At 47.0% G+C, this 20,251-nt stretch carries 18 protein-coding genes; 15 read left to right on the top strand and 3 right to left on the bottom strand.

Going from position 1 to position 20,251, the window contains the following annotated elements; all coding sequences use genetic code 11:
- Positions 1-61: 61 nt before the first annotated feature.
- The 4 genes from rsgA to spoVM all read left to right on the top strand — a co-directional run bounded on the left by rsgA (position 62) and on the right by spoVM (position 2,134).
- Positions 62-970 carry a ribosome small subunit-dependent GTPase A gene (gene rsgA, locus MKY87_RS05600; protein ID WP_017687455.1) on the top strand — a complete coding sequence of 303 codons (909 nt, stop codon included), beginning with the start codon at positions 62-64 and terminating at the stop codon, positions 968-970.
- Position 971: 1 nt separating this feature from the next.
- On the top strand, positions 972-1,631 hold the full coding sequence (gene rpe / locus MKY87_RS05595; RefSeq protein WP_017687456.1) for a ribulose-phosphate 3-epimerase: 660 nt from the start codon (positions 972-974) through the stop codon (positions 1,629-1,631).
- Between the two features lie 3 nt (positions 1,632-1,634).
- Positions 1,635-1,886, top strand: coding sequence for a hypothetical protein (locus tag MKY87_RS05590; RefSeq protein WP_091014322.1), 252 nt, complete (start codon positions 1,635-1,637; stop codon positions 1,884-1,886).
- 167 nt (positions 1,887-2,053) lie between these two features.
- The gene (spoVM, locus tag MKY87_RS05585; protein ID WP_019424875.1) at positions 2,054-2,134 is read left to right on the top strand and encodes a stage V sporulation protein SpoVM; all 81 of its coding nucleotides are present in this window, start codon (positions 2,054-2,056) and stop codon (positions 2,132-2,134) included.
- 194 nt (positions 2,135-2,328) lie between these two features.
- On the opposite strand, the gene rpmB is transcribed toward spoVM, so the two are convergent.
- Positions 2,329-2,517 carry a 50S ribosomal protein L28 gene (rpmB, locus tag MKY87_RS05580; protein ID WP_017687459.1) on the bottom strand — a complete coding sequence of 63 codons (189 nt, stop codon included), beginning with the start codon at positions 2,515-2,517 and terminating at the stop codon, positions 2,329-2,331.
- A 401-nt stretch (positions 2,518-2,918) separates the two neighbouring features.
- Here rpmB and MKY87_RS05575 point away from each other — a divergent pair, with 401 nt between their 5' ends.
- The 5 genes from MKY87_RS05575 (at position 2,919) to MKY87_RS05555 (ending at position 8,317) form a co-directional block, all read left to right on the top strand.
- Positions 2,919-3,092: a hypothetical protein gene (locus tag MKY87_RS05575; protein ID WP_155985128.1), complete on the top strand. Its 174-nt coding sequence runs from the start codon at positions 2,919-2,921 to the stop codon at positions 3,090-3,092.
- Positions 3,093-3,154: 62 nt separating this feature from the next.
- Positions 3,155-4,966, top strand: coding sequence for a DAK2 domain-containing protein (locus MKY87_RS05570; RefSeq protein ID WP_339782776.1), 1,812 nt, complete (start codon positions 3,155-3,157; stop codon positions 4,964-4,966).
- Positions 4,967-4,994: 28 nt separating this feature from the next.
- A complete protein-coding gene (locus MKY87_RS05565; RefSeq protein WP_339782778.1) occupies positions 4,995-5,858 on the top strand; it encodes a DegV family protein in 864 nt (287 codons plus the stop codon).
- A gap of 10 nt (positions 5,859-5,868) precedes the next feature.
- Positions 5,869-7,914, top strand: coding sequence for an ATP-dependent DNA helicase RecG (gene recG, locus MKY87_RS05560; protein WP_339782780.1), 2,046 nt, complete (start codon positions 5,869-5,871; stop codon positions 7,912-7,914).
- A 115-nt stretch (positions 7,915-8,029) separates the two neighbouring features.
- Complete coding sequence (locus tag MKY87_RS05555) at positions 8,030-8,317, top strand: stage VI sporulation protein F (RefSeq protein WP_036614589.1); 288 nt, start codon at positions 8,030-8,032, stop codon at positions 8,315-8,317.
- 357 nt (positions 8,318-8,674) lie between these two features.
- Here MKY87_RS05555 and MKY87_RS05550 read toward each other — a convergent pair whose 3' ends face one another.
- Together MKY87_RS05550 and MKY87_RS05545 are read right to left on the bottom strand one after the other, a co-directional pair.
- On the bottom strand, positions 8,675-10,255 hold the full coding sequence (locus MKY87_RS05550; RefSeq protein WP_339782781.1) for a response regulator transcription factor: 1,581 nt from the start codon (positions 10,253-10,255) through the stop codon (positions 8,675-8,677).
- 7 nt (positions 10,256-10,262) lie between these two features.
- Positions 10,263-12,071 carry a sensor histidine kinase gene (locus MKY87_RS05545; RefSeq protein WP_339782782.1) on the bottom strand — a complete coding sequence of 603 codons (1,809 nt, stop codon included), beginning with the start codon at positions 12,069-12,071 and terminating at the stop codon, positions 10,263-10,265.
- A 131-nt stretch (positions 12,072-12,202) separates the two neighbouring features.
- Between MKY87_RS05545 and MKY87_RS05540 the strand changes: the two genes are divergently transcribed.
- The 6 genes from MKY87_RS05540 (at position 12,203) to MKY87_RS05515 (ending at position 20,168) form a co-directional block, all read left to right on the top strand.
- Entirely contained in the window at positions 12,203-13,534 is a 1,332-nt protein-coding gene (locus MKY87_RS05540; RefSeq protein WP_339782783.1) for an ABC transporter substrate-binding protein, read from the top strand.
- 100 nt (positions 13,535-13,634) lie between these two features.
- Positions 13,635-14,498 (top strand): carbohydrate ABC transporter permease, encoded by an 864-nt coding sequence (locus tag MKY87_RS05535; RefSeq protein ID WP_340963270.1) that lies wholly within the window; start codon positions 13,635-13,637, stop codon positions 14,496-14,498.
- Positions 14,495-15,331: a carbohydrate ABC transporter permease gene (locus tag MKY87_RS05530; RefSeq protein WP_339782785.1), complete on the top strand. Its 837-nt coding sequence runs from the start codon at positions 14,495-14,497 to the stop codon at positions 15,329-15,331. The genes MKY87_RS05535 and MKY87_RS05530 overlap by 4 nt, the downstream gene beginning before the upstream one ends.
- Before the next feature lie 13 nt (positions 15,332-15,344).
- Positions 15,345-16,898 (top strand): alpha-L-rhamnosidase-related protein, encoded by a 1,554-nt coding sequence (locus MKY87_RS05525; RefSeq protein WP_340963267.1) that lies wholly within the window; start codon positions 15,345-15,347, stop codon positions 16,896-16,898.
- A gap of 806 nt (positions 16,899-17,704) precedes the next feature.
- Positions 17,705-19,357: a LytS/YhcK type 5TM receptor domain-containing protein gene (locus MKY87_RS05520; RefSeq protein ID WP_445669450.1), complete on the top strand. Its 1,653-nt coding sequence runs from the start codon at positions 17,705-17,707 to the stop codon at positions 19,355-19,357.
- Between the two features lie 10 nt (positions 19,358-19,367).
- On the top strand, positions 19,368-20,168 hold the full coding sequence (locus tag MKY87_RS05515) for a LytR/AlgR family response regulator transcription factor (protein ID WP_047843671.1): 801 nt from the start codon (positions 19,368-19,370) through the stop codon (positions 20,166-20,168).
- Positions 20,169-20,251: the final 83 nt, after the last annotated feature.

Raw genomic sequence — 20,251 nt, 5'->3', positions numbered from 1 at the left:
GGGCGGCTTATGCTGGCGTCTGGAGTGAATGTACCACCATCTAAAGGAGGGCGACGGAGCTATGCCAGAAGGTATCATCGTTAAAGCGCTAAGCGGTTACTATTATGTCATGCCAGTGGAAGACAACGGGGTTCCTTCGGTTGAAGGTTCCGCCGTTCAATGTCGAGCCAGAGGTATCTTCAGAAAACGGGGAACGTCACCGCTTGTAGGTGATCGCGTCAGCTACATGTTGACTGAGAACGGAGAAGGAACGGTTGATGAAATTCGGAAGCGTGAGACGGAACTTATCCGTCCTCCTGTAGCCAATGTAAGTTTGGCTGTTCTCGTGTTCTCTGTGAAGGAACCGGATATGAACCTGAACCTGTTGGACAAGTTCCTTGTTCACATCGAGCAGGCGGGGCTGGATGCACTCATTGTGTTGACCAAACTGGATTTGGCTGATCCAGCCAAAGACACTGTTGCTGAAGTGAAAGCATTGTATGAACAGGTTGGTTATGAAGTGATCTCCACAAGTTCACGTACCGGTGAAGGCAGTGAATTGCTCAGAGACCGTCTGGCTGGTAAGATCAGCGTATTCTCCGGACAATCCGGTGTAGGCAAGTCTTCGATGTTAAATGCATTGATGCCGGGCCTGACGCTGGAGACAAATGCGATTAGCATGCGTCTAGGACGAGGGAAACACACCACCAGGCACGTGGAGCTTATTCCGTTGGATAATGGTGGATTTGTTGCGGATACGCCAGGATTCAGCCAACTGGACTTTCTGGAGATCGGTGTGGAGGAACTCTCCACTTGTTTCCGGGAATTCGCCCAGTTTGCAGATCAGTGCAAATTCCGAGGTTGTACCCATACACATGAACCAGGTTGTCGTGTGCTTGCGGCCAAGGAGGAAGGTCTGATCTCCGAAAGCCGATATCAGCACTATGTGCTGTTCCTGACCGAAATGAAAGATAAGAAGCGGAGGTATTAACATGATTAAAATTGCCCCATCGATATTATCAGCTGATTTTGCCCGCCTTGGTGCGGAAGTTGCAGAAGCTCAAGCTGCAGGAGGAGACTGGATTCATGTTGACGTTATGGACGGTCATTTCGTCCCTAATATTACGCTTGGACCTGCGATTGTGAAGGCGATCGCTCCACATACAAGCTTGCCGCTCGATGTGCATTTGATGATTGAGAATCCGGAGCGTTATGTTGAGGAATTTGCCAAAGCGGGTGCAGCGGTAATTACCGTTCATGCTGAGGCTTGTGTGCATCTGCACCGAGTTATTCACCTGATCAAGGAGCAAGGAGTGAAGGCAGGAGTTGCCCTTAATCCGGGAACGCCAGCGTCTGCCATTCTCGAAGTGCTGGATGATGTGGACATGGTTCTTGTTATGACGGTCAATCCTGGCTTTGGCGGACAGGCATTTATCTCGGGTACGATGAACAAAATCAAGCAGATTCGTACCTGGTTGAACGAAAAGGGACGCCATGATGTACATATCGAAGTAGATGGCGGAATTGCAGCCGATACAGCCCCGCTTGTAGTGGAAGCTGGAGCAGATGTGCTCGTTGCTGGGAGTGCCGTATTTGGACGTGAGGATCGTGCTGCCGCGATTACTGAAATTCGCCGTAGCTACGGAGGCTGATCTATGACCCTTAAGGAGACACTGTGGACGATGGCTGCGAGTCTCGTGACGGGACTTGTGCTTGCTTTGTTTGCGGTTATTCAATCCCCGTTTAATGCCATCACGTCATTAATCGGGGTGGGCGTTGTTATTATGTATTTCCGCAAATTTGATCGTACCGGGCATCGGGTTACTTTTGTCATATTCAGCATACTGTATTATGTACTGAGTGTTTTCATGATCGCTGTCTATCAATATATTCCTGCCCAAACGTAAATGACCTGATCTTCGGGCTTGTCATTGTGGAATAGGGATCGAAGGTTCCGCATAAATATGGTTACATGAGCAGGTTTCTCATGTAGCCTTTTTTGTCGTGTTTGAGGTAAAGAAGGCCTGAAGCATAGGATACGGCGGACGCATGAGCATGATGGGGAGGGTGAATTATGAAATTTTACACATTCAAACTGCCGAAGTTTTTGGGAGGGTTTGTAAAGGCAATTCTTAATACGTTTCAAAAGAACTGATCCGATTGATAAGGTAACAGGGAATACCGCCGCTTTGGCTCAGTCTTATCTGGAATTCGTACCTGCGAAGCGCCATGCGGCGGCCATTCACATGTTAATGAGCGTATTCAAGAATCCCTTTTTTGAATACCAAAAAAGCACCTGCAAGGAACAAGGTGCTTTTTGCTTACCCGATTTATAGTAGCTTTGCGTGATTATACGCGAGTCACTTTACCGGCTTTCAGTGCACGGGTGCTTACGTATACACGTTTTGGTTTGCCGTCAACGAGAATGCGGACCTTCTGAACGTTTACGCCCCAAGTACGACGGTTACGGTTGTTAGCGTGGGATACGTGGTTACCGGTGCCCGGTTTCTTACCTGTCACATAACATTTGCGAGACATAGATTACACCTCCTATCCTAAAATAACCAGTTGCCTTCAGAAACGAAAAGTCATTCCATAAGGACTAAATTGTTCTTCCTGATCATAAAGATCAGGTTTCAGTAGCTAATGGCGTTGTTTAAGCCGGCATGAACCGGATCATTTCCATTACTTAACCTGCATAAAACAATACTTGAATATAATATCATAATTAAAAAAGCTTCGTCAACTGATCCAAAAACTTTATTTATTTCTCCTGTCTAATATAGTACAATGTTGAGTAGTCCATAATACAGTGGTGAACAGGCTGTTGCCGCGAGGAAGTCGGAGAATAAACCGTACTTAGAGGTCGGTGGTCTGCTTTTTGGCAACGCTGTGAGCTGCGGCATTCCATCATTGGCACCAGTCTCCATGCGGCATTCATGCCGGCTCTTGATACCGGTGCATATCCGTATGCCCCGAAGTTAGGGGTGCAGAGAGTGCAGGATATTGGTAGCCCGGCCGCCCAGACCGTTAATCCGGCTGACATGTTGTATTGTATGCCTGTGCCGGACAAGGTATGGACGAAGAATAACGCAGTCCGCGTTAGCGCATGAACAGACCAGACACATCTTGGTGCAAGGTGTTCGTGTATCAAGCTAGGAAGGGGAATTCTCACTTGAGTATACGTTCTTTAAATGGAACAGATTTCACCGCAATGGTACTTGCCGGAGCGGAACAACTTGGACAGCATGCAGAGCACGTCAATTCCCTGAATGTTTTCCCTGTGCCGGATGGTGACACGGGAACGAACATGAATTTGACAATGAGTGCAGGAGTTGCAGAGATTAAAAGAAAAAGTTCTGCCTCCATCGGCGAAGCTGCCGGTATTCTATCGAAAGGCCTGCTTATGGGCGCACGGGGGAATTCAGGAGTTATTCTGTCGCAATTGTTCCGTGGTTTTAGTCGTTCAGCTGCTCCCTATGAGGAACTGAATACGCTCCAATTTGCAGCAGCCCTGCAGAACGGTGTTGACGCAGCTTACAAAGCAGTCGTAAAGCCCGTTGAAGGGACCATTCTTACCGTAGCCAAGGAAGCGGCGAAACATGCCAACTACTACGCAAGACGGACGAATGATATTACTGAATTAATGAATGAAGTTTTGTTAAAAGCAAAAGAAGCACTGGCAATGACTCCGGAATTACTGCCTGTACTGAAACAGGTTGGTGTTGTGGATTCAGGTGGTCAGGGGCTTGTATATATCTACGAGGGCTTTATGGAAGTATTGCTGCAAAGTGACGGAGGGAGTCGTACTTCACTGAACAAAGAAGTAACCCCATCCGCGGCAGCATCTGCTTTGAAACCGGCTGCACCGACAGAAGTGGATATCAAGAAGCCTGCACAGCAGCAGGTGATTGCACCAGAGATGCCATTGTCTGCTCAGGCGAGACTGGAAACGGAAGATATTGAATTCCTGTATGATATGGAATTTTTCATTAACCGCGAGCTTGGAGAGAATGCAGGAGTGGCATTTGATGACGAAGCATTCCGGAAAGCGTTGTCAGTTAATGGGGATTCGATCATTATCATTGCCGATGATGAAGTCATCAAAGTTCATGTCCATTCCAAGACACCAGGCGATGTATTAAACCTGGCGCTGCATTATGGTGAGATTACACAGATTCATATTCTCAATATGCGTGAACAGCATCGGGATCTCTTGACAGCAGGCATGGACATTGCTCCATCACCTGAATTGTTTGCAGAGATTCCACCTGAGGCGGCGCGCAGTATGGAAGAGGCTGTGCTTCCTGCAGATGAGATGGCACCGTATGGTTTTATTGCGGTATCCTCCGGTGACGGTATTGCAGAGATTTTCCAAAGTCTTGGCGTTGATGTTGTTCTGTCCGGTGGACAGACGATGAATCCGAGTACTGAGGATTTTGTAAAAGCCGTTCGTTCCATTGCTGCGGAGCAGGTATTTATACTCCCGAATAACTCGAATATTGTACTGGCTGCGGAGCAGGCTCGTGAATTGCTTGAAGATGAGCGCCGGATTACGGTTATTCCAAGCAAGACCATTCCACAGGGAATGGCTGCTGCTTTTGCTTTCCAGGAAGATGAGTCTGCGGAAACAAACCGTGACCAAATGTTGGAAGCTATTAGCCGGGTACAGTCCGGTCAAGTGACTCATGCGGTTCGTGATACGCAATATGATGAATTGGATATCAAGGCGGGGCACTATATCGGTATTCATAACTCCAAAATTGTAGCGACGGATGAAACTATGCTCCAAGCATGTGAAGGTCTGCTCAAACAGATGATGGAGAGCGGAGATGAAGTGGTGACGATCCTTGAAGGGGACGAAGCTGACCCTGAGGTTACTGCTGCCCTCGCTGCATGGCTTGAAGTACAGTATCCTGATGCTGAGGTAGAGGTACATCTTGGAGGACAGCCGGTGTATTATTATCTGTTCTCCGTAGAGTCCTAATAGCACTCTAGCGAAGAGGAGGAGAGTCATGAGCCACAAAGTTGCGATAGTAACAGACAGTACGGCGGATATTCCCGAAGAACTCATTCGCAAATACGGGATTCATATTGTTCCGCTACGTGTTCTGTTCGGTGAAGAGACCTATGCAGATGGCGTTGATCTGACTTCGGAACAGTTCTACGAAAAGTTGAAGAAGGTATCTGTGTTGCCTACAACTTCACAGCCATCTCCAACCGATTTCATGAATGTGTACCAAGCATTGCTTGATGAGAACCCGGAACGCCCGATTGTATCGATCCACCTGTCATCCGGCATGAGTGGTACCTATCAATCGGCCATGCTTGGCAAGTCTTTGCTGGAGCGTGAGGGTGACATCACCGTGCTGGATTCGAAGTCAGCATCGTATGGATACGGTCTAATGGTGGTACAGGCTGCTGAACTTGCCGAACAGGGCAAGTCAGCAGTCGAAATCGCTGCGGCTATTGAAGGGATGCAAAAATCTCGCAAATTGTTCTTTCTTGTAGATACTTTGGAGTATCTGCAAAAGGGCGGTCGGATTGGCAAAGCTTCAGCCATCTTGGGAACGTTGCTTAACATTAAGCCGATCCTGTCTATTGATGAAGAAGGCGTTATCTACGCAGTTGAGAAAGTCAGAGGTCATAAAAAAGCAATGGCACGCATTATTGAGCTGTTCCAGAAGGATCTTGCAGGCAAACGGGTGAACCTGGCGGTAGGTCATACCGCTGACCCGGGATCAGCGATCGCTTGTGCAGAGCAGCTGCGGGGTCATTTTACACTGAATGAAGTGATCTATACCAATATTGGAGCCGTAATAGGCAGTCATGTTGGACCTGGTGTCATTGCAATCTTTATGTGGCCTGTTCCGGAATGAGGGATTAGACATGAAATTGGAAGAAATATCAGTTAAGCAAATTAACGGCGTGAGTGCTCTCAAAGAGGGAGAGCTTCACGCCTTTGGCATCTCTACTGTTAAAGACCTGCTTGAATATTATCCGTTCCGTTACGAGGATTATCGTCTGCGTTCACTTAGTGAAGTGAAGGATGGGGACAAGATTACGGTCCAGGGACAGGTGATGGGTATTCCTGTATTACAACGATACGGTAAAAAGTCCCGTCTCACCTGTAAGATCATGACGGAAGAGTGGATGATTACAGCCACCTGGTTCAATCGCCATTTCCTCAAAGAACAACTTACCCCCAATCGGGAGATTGTGATTACGGGCAAATGGGAACAAAAACGCATGCAGATGACAGTTACTGACTCGGAGTTCCCCGATAAAGGCGATGGGCGTTCAGGCACACTGCAACCTGTATATTCGGTAACCGGCAAACTGACGCAACAATGGATGCGGAAAACGATCAATCAAGGGTTAATCCAATTCGGAGATATGATTCCCGAGATTCTGCCTCAGTCCTTGATGAAGAAATACAGCTTGATGCCTCGTAAACAGGCGATTGCGGGGATTCATCGTCCACAGGACAACCGGGAAGGTCAACAGGCCAGACAGCGGATGGTGTATGAAGAACTGTTTCTGTTCCAGTTGAAAATGCAGGCGTACCGTGCGTTGAACCGAAATCGCATGGATGGCGTGGTACATACTACGGACAATACGACGATCCGTGAGTTTGTACGCAGTTTACCATTTGAACTGACAGATGCTCAGAAAAAGGTCGAGCTTGAAATTCTGAAGGATATGCGTTCACCCTATGCAATGAACCGGTTATTGCAGGGTGATGTCGGATCGGGTAAAACGGTTATTGCTGCAATTGCCCTATACACGACTGTTCGATCTGGGTTCCAAGGGGCTCTGATGGTGCCTACGGAGATTCTGGCGGAGCAGCATATGCGTTCACTGCAAAAGCTGTTTGAACCGTTTGGGGTAACCGCAGGGCTGTTAACGGGCAGTGTAAATGGACGTAAACGTAAAGATCTGATCGCCTCGTTGCAAATGGGCATGATTGATATCGTGGTGGGTACACACGCCCTGATTCAGGAAGATGTTTTCTTCCGTGATCTGGGTCTTGTGGTGACGGACGAGCAGCATCGCTTCGGTGTGAATCAGCGCAGCGTTTTACGACGCAAAGGATATAATCCGGATGTGTTAACGATGACGGCTACGCCAATTCCACGGACACTTGCGATTACGGCTTTTGGGGATATTGAAGTATCCACGATCTCGGAACGTCCGAAGGGACGGATTCCCATCTCCACGTATTGGGTTAAGCATGAAATGATGGAGCGGGTGCTGGGGTTTATCTCCAGAGAAGTGGATCAGGGCCGTCAGGCCTATCTGATCTGTCCGCTTATTGAAGAGTCGGAGAAGCTGGATGTGCAGAATGCCATTGATCTGCATGTGCAGATGCAGCAGAACTTTCCGAAATATCGTGTAGGTCTGTTGCATGGCCGGATGACGGCTGCGGAGAAAGAAGAGATGATGCGTGACTTCTACAGCAATGATATTCAGTTGCTTGTCTCCACCACCGTTGTCGAGGTTGGGGTCGATGTGCCAAATGCAACGTTAATGGTCATTATGGATGCGGATCGTTTCGGTCTATCTCAGCTGCATCAGCTTCGTGGTCGGGTCGGTCGTGGTGCACATGCTTCCTATTGTGTACTCATTGCTGATCCCAAGACGGAGGTTGGACAGGAGCGCATGAAGGTCATGACGGAAACGGAGGATGGATTCGAGGTATCCCGGCGTGACCTCGATCTCCGGGGGCCGGGTGATTTCTTTGGTACAAAACAGAGTGGATTACCCGAGTTCCGTCTTGCCGATATGGTTGCTGATTTTGCTGTGCTGGAACAGGCCAGAGATGACGTGACCCACTTAATTGAGGATGCGACCTTCTGGACCTCTATGGACTATGCACCTCTGCGCGATTTCCTACAGCAACAGCAAGTATTCAAGGGCGATCTGATTGACTAAAGCTTGCGACGTAAGCTGGTTTTTCGTATTACCTTTGTAAAAAAAGACAAGTGTACAAGCCCTCCCGACATATGAATAAGAAGTGAGTTCATTCTTTTGGGAGGTGCTATACGTTTTGGGTTATCAACAATATGGAATTAGTCCGCAGCTGGTGGAGCGGATCAAATTAAAGATGAAAAATCCCGCTGTCAAAGAGCGTATCAAAAAGTTGATTGATGGCGTGACCAAGTCTGATCTGCAAGATAAGGCCAAGGTCAGAAGGTTGGTCAAGTCTTCGGCAGTCATTATGAATGAGAATTTCTCTCCGGCTCAGGAGGAGCAGTTTGTTGCTTTTGTGCTCGCGCAGAAGATTGATCCAAACAATACGTTTCATTTGATTAAGCTGTGGGGGATGTTTAGGTAGGGATTCTATGTAATGTTGGGTGGGGTAAAACATTCGTTTACACGAGGGCACTACGATGACAGAATAACCTTCCGAGCGCTGTTATCCCCGGATTTTCTGATTGACCCTTTCCAAGGGTAAAATCCGGTGATAAAGGCGCACGCTTCGCTTCTTTAGGTTATTGCTGTCCTCTCCGTTGTTGTGTAAATTGATATATTTTACAAAACCCAAATTACATTCAAGTTGTGTGGTAATTTAGGAAGGGGTGTTTCATTAGTCATGCAGATGACGTAAGGGAACACCCCTTTTTGAACTTATGGTGCCAGGGAGAAGACTGTCAGCTAAGAACCACAACAACGAAAACAAGGAACTGGGCCATCATACATGGCCTAGTTCCTTGTTGTTTGCGGTGAAGGATTTGTGTTGCTTTCGGTATTCCTCTGGGGTCCAACCGGTCAATTTTTTAAACACCCGAAAAAAATATTTTGGATTGTCGTAACCCAGCTGTTTGGCAACCCGGTAGATTTTATCGTCTGTGCTCGTTAAGAGCTGCTTGGCTTGACTGATCCGTAGTCGGTTTACGTAATCAGTGAAGTTCTCGGATGTCTTTTCTTTAAATAAATGACTGAGGTAACTCGGGTTCAGGTAGAACAGGGACGATACCCATTCCAGCGTTAAATCCTTGGTATAGTGATTATCGATATATGTCCTGACGTTGTCGATCACTTGATCTGATGCGTAGGGGTTGTCTTCCTTAAGCAGAAGAGCTGTTCCCGTCAGCACCTTTACCATGTAATGCCTAATGCACTCCATATCGAACGAGACGTTCAGGACGGCCTCCAAGCTGGAAGAGGCGCTACTGTTACCTCCGTTCTGGATATAGTTACTCAGTAGCCGTTTGGTTTCCGTGATAATGTCTCTACACTGCTCCTTCAGGTGGGCAAGCAAAGCGTCAGGCTGGCGTATGTAGAAAGCAAAGAAATCGGTGATGAGCTCTTCCACCTTCGGTACATTCCCGCTCTCTATAAAAAATAACAGTTCATACGTTCGAGCCCACTTCAGTTGATGTAAAGGAATTTGCTCCCGTGAAAATACGTAACATTTTCCAAAATCGGTAATGGCTCGTTCGTCCAACGCAAGGATTGTTTGATGATGAGCTTCTCGGACCCCACCAATGCCTGTATGAGGCAAGCTGATCCCTACACAACAATCCGTAGTTTCGGATTTGTTCAAAATGATACTTGCTGTTTGTTCCGCCATTTTCTGCAAATCAAGCTGGCCTGAGCAACCCAGATCATGCATCAGGAAAAACAATAGCTGATCCGTTTGTGGATGAGGAATGTACAGGCCATTCGAAAAGGTAGGCAGTTGCTGTGCTGTAAGCGGTTGAGGACCATAAATCGTCAAGAAAATGAACTGGTCAGAAGCCATGATGGCGGCAAATTCCGCAGAGCGGAACACAGGTGTTTTGATGGATGAATGGGGAGCCAGCACATAATTCAGGAAGGCTTGCATGTCTGTATCCCTTTTCATCTGCTCCGTTTCTACTTCTCTTAGAACGACTTCCCGCTGAAGAGAGCGCTCCTGTTCGATGGCTTGGATGGCTTGGTGAAGCGTACCGTGGATTTCATCCCGGCTAAAAGGCTTCAGCAGGTAATTTACAACTTTCGCAGAGATTGCTTCCTGCATATAATCAAAATCGGTATGTCCGCTAATGACAATTAACTTGATGCGCGGATATTGCTGGCAGACTGTCCTGATCAACAGCTTGCCGTCGACCTCAGGCATGCGCATGTCCGTAAAGATAATGTCCGGCTTGAACGATTCAATCAAAGCCAAGGCGTCTGCGCCGTTATCTGCTTCGCCTAAGAGTTCAAGCGAGTGCTCAAAAGTCCCGATTTTTTTCAACAAACCTTTGCGGATCAAGGGTTCATCGTCCACAACGATATACGTGTACATCTCTTGGTCACCTCTTTTCCCAATTGGCCGGAATTTCGAGTGTAATTCGAGTTCCTGTATTCAAATCGGTATGAAACGAAAGGCCGTAACCCTCTCCGTAATACAAAGCAATTCGTGAATGCACGTTTTTGATGCCGATGCTTTGTTTATGCCTTTGACCAACGGCGACGAATTCAGGTGGCTGCTGGAGCAATTGTCGAAGTTCTTCCGCTTGTGTTGAGGACATGCCCACGCCATCGTCCCAGATCTCGAACACGATGCTGTCCTCCTGAAACAAACCGGTAATGGTAACGGAACCCTTCCCACGTTTGTTCTCCAACCCGTGATAGATGGCATTTTCCACGAGTGGTTGCAACAGAAGCTTCAGCATGCGACGACTCCGAATTTCCGGGTCTACATTAAGGTTGAACGCGAACTTGTCACCATACCGAATCTGCTGGATGGCCATGTAGTTTTCTACATGTTGAAGTTCTTCACTGACCGGGACCAGCTCGCTATCCGTTTTGATGCTGTAGCGGAACATGTCCCCGAGTGACTTGGTCATCACCACAATACTCTCAACTTCTTCGATCTCGGCAATGCTATTAATCGACTCCAGCGTATTGTAGAGGAAATGGGAGTTGATCTGTGCTTCCAATGCCTTCATCTGGGAGTCCAGCATGAGGATTTTATTCTGGTAACTTTCTCGGATATGCGTATCGATGTCTTTCATCATTTTGTTGAACTCATGGTAAAGGATTCCAATCTCGTCGACTTGCCTCGTTACTTGAGGCTTGATGGTCACAAAACGATGAGATTTGGTTTTGCGCATCAGTTTGGTCAATTCGATGATGGGTTTGGTGATCAGGTTGGATAAGAAAAAGGAAAGCAGAAGGAAAATGACGGCACAGCTTATGGCCACGTATAACAGCAACTTTTGCGAGATGTTGTACTCCTCATACAACCGATCCATAGAGATGTTGGCAATCACGTTCCAATTGCGGCCGGGAACTTTCTGGATTACCGTCATCATGTTATCTTGGATGGATTTGTACTGTGAATTGCTGCCGACTTGATGCGTTGCCGCAGCCAGCGTATCGGAGAGAGGAGTGCTAACTCTACTTCCGTCGCTGGAGTACAAGATCTCGCCAGCGTCGTTCGCCAGATATAGATTGGACAAGCTTGGTGCCGGATTACGTTTTAGACCGTCAAAAATGTTCATACTGCAATCCAGCATAAACACGCCTAGGAACTCGTTGTTGTTGGGATCGTAGAGAGCTCTGGAGAAGCCAATGGATTCCTTGGCGTTAATGATGTAAGGTTTGACGCCAACTTCACCAATATACAAATCGCCTTTACGTTGGATCGTATTTAGATACCACTCATCGCGAAGTGCGACATAATCAAGGCGTAGGTCTGTGCCGCTACTGCCATAGCTTATCCATTTGCCATCTGGTGTGAAAAGGTACAAACCATTGATGTAATTGTAGCCAAGCAGAATGTTTTCAAAGATCAATTTCAATTTGCTGCGGATCATGAATATTTCATATTGATCGTTGGTACCGTTCAACTTGATTAGTTCATCACTCACAGTGCTGTAAGCGGTTGCATTGGAAGACTGCTGAAGGAGTGTGACGGAGATCCGGTCGATGTTCTGCAAAATTTCCTCCATGCTCTTGACCGAATTGCCTATAGTTGTCGACGTCACGAGAGTGGTCTGCTCATTCACCAGCTTCGTGTAACTGCGATAGGAACTGACAGAAACAACGATAATTGGCACGATCGATACGAGGACGAGGACCAGAAAAAGTTTAGTTTTGATGTTGAACAGAATCATACGTGCTCCTCCCGCCATTTGTCAATTCTAAAAATAGTGCACCATACGAGCCAAAGCAAATGCACTTTTGCCCACCGTATGATGAGAATGTGCACAAAGCAAGAATAAACATGAATCGGGGGAATGACAAGATGAAAAAAAGAAAACGACTGTGGTCCCTAACTTTGGTACTGCTCATGATGTTTCTGAGCGCATGTAGCTCCAGTAGTCAGGAGGGGAGCGGTACGGATAATAGCAACGGGAGTTCAGATGAATCAGTAAAGCCGATTACGTTGACGATGATGCTATCGGGAAACAAGGCGTCTGATGGAGAGGATTTCGAGTTGGAAACCTTGCCGCGTCTGGTAAAAGAGAAGTTTCCGAACATTACCCTTGAAGTGCAGAAATTGCCTGATGATCAGTACAATACATCCGTACGTACCAAGCTTGCGGCTGGACAGGGGCCGGATATGTTCTTGATTTTTCCAAAGAATGCAGCTGGCGGCGTCAATGATTTCGCAAAGGCAGGATTTGCTGCTGATCTATCCGATCTGAAGTTCTGGGACAACATCAGCCAAGGAGCGAAGGCAGATATGTCCTATGAGGGAAAACCTTATGGAGTGGCCAAAGGACTAGACTTCCTCGGCGTTTATTACAACAAGGAGTTGTTACAGCAGGCCGGATATTCCGAGTTTCCGAAGGATTGGCCTTCGTTCCTGGAGTTGTGTCAAAAGTTGCAGGCAGCGGGCGTAACACCAATTGCGATGGGTGACAAGGACCCTTGGATGATTCAATTCGGTATGTATCCGATTGCGGCCAATGTCGTGTATCCGAATGAGATGGATTTTGATGTCAAACTGCAGAACGGCGAAAAATCGCTGACTGATCCAAAGTGGGTTCAAACCATAACCAAATACAAAGAGCTCTATGATAACAACTACGTCGTCAAAAACTCGCTTGGCATTGGTAGTGCCCAATCTGCGCAGTTGTTTATCGACGGGAAAGCAGCCATGACCTTTACGGGAACATGGGATTATGCTTCCATGACGTCCAAAGGCGCTGCCGAATTTACTCGCGGATTCGCCTCATTGCCAGGTAACGAGCCGGAACAGCCGGTGTTTGTATCTGCTGCAACATCTGCGGGATACGCTTTGAACGCCAAATCGGCAAACCTGGATGCAGCCAAGGAAGTACTGAACTACCTGTTCGATGGTGAATCAGATCTGTTCAAGGCATTTGTGGAAGCCAACAGTTCCATCAGCGTGTATAAGGACGTAAAACTTGAAAAAGAATTGTTTAAGGAAGTGAATGACAACTATCAACAAACTGGAAATTCCGTCTACTTCAGCAACCAGATGTGGCCAGCCGGAGTATCGGACGTCATGCAGGCAAAGTTTGCCGAAATTATTGCTGGACAGAAAACAACACCGGAAGATGTGGCAAACGCCATGGAAACCAAGTTCAGCGAGCTGTGGAAAAATTAGAACAAAACGATGCTGTCTGCTGTAAAGGGGAGAATGATTGTCCTTCTTCCCTTGCCGCAGGCCCTCTTGGAAAGGATGGAGCAGGATGAGCTCTACTGTAATGAAAAAGTCCATGTACTGGTTTGCTTTGCCGGCATTGATCTTCTACCTGACCTTCTGGATCTTCCCGATCCTGCGGTTGTTCCAGTACAGTATAACGGACTATAACGGGTACGCCCAAGCCTATAACTATATCGGTTTCGACAACTATAAGGAATTGTTCCGGAGCGACATCCTAGGCATTTCTTTAAAAAATACACTGATCTATACGTTCGTCACCGTCATAGCTGGCAATATCATCGGTTTGGCAATGGCATTGCTGTTAAACATGAAAATAAGAGGAACCGGGATTTACCGTTCCCTGGCGTATATTCCCACATTGTTCAGTGCGATTGTCGTCGGCTTTTTGTGGAGTTACGTCTATATGCCGGATTACGGGCTGATTTCTTCCTTTCTCGATAAACTGGGTATCACAAATGAACTGAATTTCCTGGGTGATTACTCTACCGCGCTGTATTCTATTATCTTCGTGGAAATCTGGAAGACGATCGGAACGACAATGATTATCTTCCTTGCAGGACTACAGACTGTTCCAAGCGACCTTTTGGAAGCCGGACGGATTGATGGCTGCGGCTCATGGAGATTGCTACGACATGTGAAGATTCCATTACTGGCAACAGCGATTACAATCAACGTGACGTTAAGTTTGATCAATGGACTCAAAGCGTTCGACTTCCCGTTTATCATGACGAATGGCGGTCCCGGCACGGCTACCAACACGCTGATTTATACTATATACAAGATGGCATTTACCGAACAACTCTTTGGTAAAGCTTCGGCTCTTGGTGTCATTTCCTTTGCCGTAATTATCGTCATTACCGCTGTTTTTGTCCTGAAAATGAACAAACGGGAGGTGTCGGCATGATGCTTCGTAAAGTTTTGGGGAAAGGGTCCGTTCAGGTCGTCGTGTTGTTGGTGATGGCGTTAAATCTGATTCCGTTAATTATTGCCTTTTCGACATCACTCCGAGATCCAAGCAACAACACAAATCCGCTGGTCCTGTTCCAGGAGATGTCCTTTGCAAGTTACAAGGCTGCCTTCGACCGCATGCACTTTCCGGAAGCGCTATGGAACAGCGTGGTGTTAACCGGCGTATCGGTCGTGTTCGTTGTCCTGTTTGCGGCGATGGCGTCCTACCCGATGGCCCGTTTGAAGACAAAGCTAAGCAAGTTCATGTATTTGTTTTTTTTGTCCGGACTCGTGGTACCTGCTCAAATGGTATTGATACCGATCGTGCAAATGATTAATGCGCTGCATATTCCAACGAATCAATATACGCCTATTTTCATGTTCATTACGTGCAGTCTGCCGTTTTCAACTTTCCTGTACACGGGCTTCATTCGAAGCGGTGTGCCTGAGGAGGTAGAAGAAGCGGCGCACATCGACGGGGCGGGATTATTCCAACGGTTCTGGACCGTCGTGTTCCCCTTACTCATTCCGGTAACGGTTTCGGTCATTATTACGCAAGGTGTCTGGATTTGGAACGATTATTTCTTCAATATGATCTTTATTTCCAGCGCAGGAGATTCACCGTTACCGCTGGCCATGCTCGGATTTTTGGGCGATCAGCAAAATCCCACGCAGTGGAACGTCCTGTTTGCAGCGTGCTTTCTGTGCGCTCTACCGTTGCTGCTGGCGTTTCTGTTCCTGCAAAAATATTTTATCGGTGGTATGACCGTTGGGGCGGTCAAAGGTTAAGGAGGACACTGCAATGAGTGAAAATTTGATAAACAAAGCCTGGCTGGAAAAAGCGCAGGGTCTGATGCCGGAGCTTCGCCAGCAGAAGGTCTATCCGGAACACATCGTGAGCGCAGTTCCGGATGCGTCGGCTTTTCAGGGATGGCGTATCGAACCACTCGGCTTAGCAGAACACTTATCGGATCAAGTGCTGTGCAAGGGAGACAGTGTAACGCTGGATTTCGGAGAACATCTCGTCGGTTATCTAACCTTGTCGCTTCTTAACGAGCGCAGTAATGCAGATGCACCTCTCAGGTTGAAGCTCACATTTGGAGAAATGCCCTGTGAGGTCGGTGAGGATTTTGCAGAATATTCGGGTTGGCTTAGCCGTTCATGGCTTCAAGATGAGATCGTGAATGTGGACGTGTTACCCGGCACGCTAACACTGGACCGTCGCTATGCCTTTCGGTATCTGAAAATCGAGGTGGTAGAAACGTCGATCCGTTACGATATTCGAATTAACGATATATATTGCATGACGGTGACTTCAGCAGACATAGGGGTAGTACCTCAATTGCCTGAAGTTATCGACACGGAGCTGCTGGAAATAGATCGCGTGTCCGTGAAGACACTCCGGGATTGTATGCAGACCGTATTCGAAGATGGACCGAAGCGCGATCGACGTTTATGGATCGGAGATCTTCGCCTTCAGGCCCTCGTCAATTATGGAACATTCGGCTGTAATGATCTCGTCAAGCGCTGTCTCTATCTCTTTGCCGGAACAAGATTGGAGGGAGGCCAAGTAGGAGCCTGTTTGTACGAACAACCGGAACCATACGTGGACGACATTTACCTATATGACTATGCGTTGTGCTTTATTGTGACATTATGGGACTATTTTGAGGCTACGAAGGACAGGGGAACGTTGGAAGAACTTTGGCCGGTCGCTCAAGAACAGATTGAAATTGGGCTTAAACGACTCGATGAGCGGGGCATCGTAAGGGATGACGATACATGGTATTGTTTTCTGGACTGGCATGAAGAACTAAATAAACAGGCTGGTGCTCAGGCAGTTCTCATCTATAGTATGAAAAGGGGAAGGTTGATTGCCAAAGAACTAGGGCTGCCGGAGTATGAGGAATGGATTAACGCCCACATCAAAGACGCTGAGCAAGCAGCCCTCACACATCTGTGGGATGGTGAACAGGGCTTTTTCATCAGTGGTGATAAAAGACAGGTATCCTGGGCATCGCAAGTATGGATGGTTCTGGCTGAGATCATGGATGCTCCGACGGCCCGGCAATTACTTGATCGGTTAACGAGTAACGGAGAAGCTATTGGCATGACCACGCCGTACATGGTTCATCATTATGTTGATGCATTGCTTATGTGCGGGGAAGAGGAGAAGGCACTGGAGCAGATCCGAAGGTATTGGGGCGGTATGCTGAAGGATGGAGCGGACACTTTCTGGGAGCTCTACGACCCGGACGACAAAACGTATTCTCCTTATGGCAGCAATTTGGTCAACAGTTATTGCCATGCTTGGAGCTGCACACCAAGTTATTTTATCAGGCGAAATTTTTTATAATTTTGGACTTGAGGTCAACCAGGTACGTCTGGTTGGCCTTTTTGGATTAGTTCCAGGATTAAACTATAGAGCCAGCCATGCCTATTGTTGTTATTTATCTGTTTTTGTTCGTACCGATAAAAGAACGAGTGGCTATTAATGAAGCGATAAATACGAATATTAATATAAAGTTATATGGGTTTCCTTTAAGTATGTAGACTTGAACGATGAGTGTCAGAGTTGAGATGCTTAAGATTATCCGCAGGACAATCGCCGATAAGCGATCAGGATGATGGCTTCGTCTGGAGATAAAATACAGGGTGTACCATAGAAAACTAAAAAGCAGAAGCAAACCTAAGAGTAGAATGGCAAGCATGCTTGAACACCTTTCTGTAATTAATTTCACTCAATAATTGGAATAACATGACAACTAATTATAACATAGGTTTTTCTGGAGTCTGGCATTTTCATAGAAGTGAAGGGATGAACTATCATATGCATGGTGCAGTATAGTTGATGTATTTTCACAGGATGGACTTTGCTTTCCTCCGGGGGGAGCGGTAAACTGTTGCATACGAGCATACGAGCATACGAGCATACGAGCATACGAGCATACGAGCATACGAGCATACGAGCATACGAGCATACGAGCATACGAGCATACGAGCATACGAGCATACGAGCATACGAGCATACGCATACGAGCATACGAGCATACAAGCAACAGCGATCAATGTCATGGATGTTACGTCAAAAAGGCGTGGCTGTGTCGGTATGCATTTTATTTTCAGACAGATGTGGAGGAAGTACGATTGGAAATGTTTACGATGCTGCTGGGTTTATTTGAACGGGCGGCGCTGTTGATTATATTTTTATTCTTTCTGTCGAGGGTGCCGAGATTTAGGCAGATTCTGCAAAAGGGGAAATTAAGGTGGCAGGAGTCTATTGCGGTTACCTTGTTATTTTGTGCTTTTGCCATTTTCGGAACATATACGGGCATTAATGTTGAAGGTTCACTGGTGAATGTACGGATCATCGCCGTGTTATCGGGTGGTATTTTGTTCGGAGCGCCTGTGGGTATTATTACGGGGATAGTCTCCGGGGTGCATCGGTATTTGATCGATATGGATGGAGTTACAGCTATACCGTGTCTAATCACGAGTATTCTGGCAGGTCTGGTCTCCGGTTATATACATAAGTACACGCCCAAGCCTAAGCGATGGATCATCGGTATTGGTGCTGGAATGATCTGTGAAGCGCTGACGATGTTATTAATCTTGTTATTTTCCTATCCTGATCCACTGGGTGCCGATATTGTTTCGAAGATTGCGCTGCCTATGATTCTGGGTGAAGTCAACATTGGGCTGATTGTGCTCCTGGTGCAGAGTGTCGAAGGGGAAAAAGAGATGATTGCAGCCCGTCAGGCGAAGCTGGCACTGGAGATTGCTAACAAAACCTTGCCGTATTTCCGTTCGATTGACGAGGATTCTCTGCGCAAAATTTGCCGGATTATTCAGGAGGATATTCAGGCCGATGCGGTTGCAATTACGGATACCCGGAATGTACTGGCTTATGTAGGATTTGGTGAGGAACGCTATCATATTGGTAATGAGATTATAAGTGAGATGACCAAGCAGACGATATCCAGCGGGGAGATTACGATCAGTAATGATGTCATTGATGAAAAAACACCGGATATCCACTCACTGTTAATCATTCCGCTTAAAGAACGAGGAGACATCACAGGTGCGCTCAAAATCTATTATCGCAAAGCGTACAAAATTACGTATCCATTGCAAACGATGGCTGTAGGTCTGTCGCAGATCATCTCAACCCAGATGGAGGTATCGCGGGTAGAGGAGATCAAGGCTGCTGCCAACAAAGCAGAGCTGCGTGCGTTACAGACAACTATTCATCCTCATTTTCTGTTTAATGCGTTAAATGCGATTGCTTCCTCCATCCGAACCAAACCGGATCGTGCGCGGGAGCTAATTGTGAACCTGTCCGGGTACATGCGTTACAATCTGGAGCTGTCGGATGAGTTAATTGATATTCATAAGGAACTGGAGCAGGTCCGTAATTATGTAGAGATTGAGAAAGCTCGCTTTGGTAGCCGACTGAACGTGATCTATGACATTGATGAGGTCGCGGTGCATATTCCGAGTCTTGTCATCCAGCCGCTCGTCGAAAATGCAATTATTCATGGCATTCTCAAGGTCAAAGGACCCGGGACTGTTCGAATTCGGGTACAGGATTATCCGGAGTTTGTACGAATCAGTGTCAGTGATACAGGAGCAGGCATCAGTGCAGATATTATAGACCGGGTTTACCACGACCGTATGCCTGGTAACCAGATCGGGCTGTATAATGTGCATCGCCGCGTTAAGCTTATCTACGGACAAGGTGTAACCATTACAAGGCTGGAACAAGGAACCGATATTTTATTTGATGTGCCCAAAGGAGATGTCGTAACAAGGTGATGATGGATCAATGAGAGCTCTAATTGTGGAAGACGAGATTCTGGCAAGTGAGGAATTGAATTATTTAATCCAGGAACATAGCCAGATTGAGGTGGTTGACCGCCTTGAAGACGGGCTGGATGTACTGAAATTTTTGCAGGAACAAGAAGTAGATGTCATTTTCCTTGATATCAATATTCCCTCGCTGGACGGTATGATGCTGGCCCATCATATTGGGAAGTTTGCAACGAAACCCTATATTGTATTTACTACGGCGTATAAGGAACATGCAGCGGAAGCCTTTGAGTTGGAGGCGTTTGATTATATTCTGAAGCCGTATGACGAGAAACGAATTGCTGCAATGCTCCATAAGCTGGAGCTCGCATTCAAACGTGATCATGCGCCGGTGGAGCAACATGTTGAGGATGGACCAGCCCCTACGGCGGACGGATCTGCTGCGCATGGTGAACTGGTACGAGAACGAGATACGAATTCCCATACAGACAGAAGAATTAATCTGCTGCGAAATGACAATATTATTGTTACGGATACGGCAGATATCTACTATGCGGAAGCGCAAGAGAAAGTGACGAAGGTATATACCAAAAATGGGGAGTTCACCATGCCAGTGAGCATATCGGATTTTCACAGCCGACTGCCACAGGATACGTTCTTTCGCTGCCACCGTTCGTACGTTGTAAATCTGTCGCAAATCCGTGAAATTGTACCTTGGTTCAACAATACGTATCTGCTCCGTCTGCGCGATTTGGAAGCTGAAGTGCCCGTGAGTCGTGGGAAGGTCAAAGAATTCAGGCAACTCATGCGCATCTAGAAGCATTTCATTCCGCATCTGATGCAACTCATGCTCAAAACGGTGTAATGAATCCCCTTTCATGTATGATTAGCTTGTGAACG

Origin of the sequence: Paenibacillus sp. FSL R7-0198 (assembly GCF_038000415.1) — a bacterium.
GTDB lineage: Bacteria > Bacillota > Bacilli > Paenibacillales > Paenibacillaceae > Paenibacillus.
This window is presented reverse-complemented; position numbering and strand designations above follow the sequence as displayed.

Coding starts and splice junctions, on each gene's coding strand:
- rsgA (WP_017687455.1), top strand. CDS start 62: ATGCCAGAAGGTATCATCGTTAAAGCGCTAAGCGGTTACTATTATGTC.
- rpe (WP_017687456.1), top strand. CDS start 972: ATGATTAAAATTGCCCCATCGATATTATCAGCTGATTTTGCCCGCCTT.
- MKY87_RS05590 (WP_091014322.1), top strand. CDS start 1,635: ATGACCCTTAAGGAGACACTGTGGACGATGGCTGCGAGTCTCGTGACG.
- spoVM (WP_019424875.1), top strand. CDS start 2,054: ATGAAATTTTACACATTCAAACTGCCGAAGTTTTTGGGAGGGTTTGTA.
- rpmB (WP_017687459.1), bottom strand. CDS start 2,517: ATGTCTCGCAAATGTTATGTGACAGGTAAGAAACCGGGCACCGGTAAC.
- MKY87_RS05575 (WP_155985128.1), top strand. CDS start 2,919: ATGCCGGCTCTTGATACCGGTGCATATCCGTATGCCCCGAAGTTAGGG.
- MKY87_RS05565 (WP_339782778.1), top strand. CDS start 4,995: ATGAGCCACAAAGTTGCGATAGTAACAGACAGTACGGCGGATATTCCC.
- recG (WP_339782780.1), top strand. CDS start 5,869: ATGAAATTGGAAGAAATATCAGTTAAGCAAATTAACGGCGTGAGTGCT.
- MKY87_RS05550 (WP_339782781.1), bottom strand. CDS start 10,255: ATGTACACGTATATCGTTGTGGACGATGAACCCTTGATCCGCAAAGGT.
- MKY87_RS05545 (WP_339782782.1), bottom strand. CDS start 12,071: ATGATTCTGTTCAACATCAAAACTAAACTTTTTCTGGTCCTCGTCCTC.
- MKY87_RS05540 (WP_339782783.1), top strand. CDS start 12,203: ATGAAAAAAAGAAAACGACTGTGGTCCCTAACTTTGGTACTGCTCATG.
- MKY87_RS05535 (WP_340963270.1), top strand. CDS start 13,635: ATGAAAAAGTCCATGTACTGGTTTGCTTTGCCGGCATTGATCTTCTAC.
- MKY87_RS05530 (WP_339782785.1), top strand. CDS start 14,495: ATGATGCTTCGTAAAGTTTTGGGGAAAGGGTCCGTTCAGGTCGTCGTG.
- MKY87_RS05525 (WP_340963267.1), top strand. CDS start 15,345: ATGAGTGAAAATTTGATAAACAAAGCCTGGCTGGAAAAAGCGCAGGGT.
- MKY87_RS05520 (WP_445669450.1), top strand. CDS start 17,705: ATGCTGCTGGGTTTATTTGAACGGGCGGCGCTGTTGATTATATTTTTA.
- MKY87_RS05515 (WP_047843671.1), top strand. CDS start 19,368: ATGAGAGCTCTAATTGTGGAAGACGAGATTCTGGCAAGTGAGGAATTG.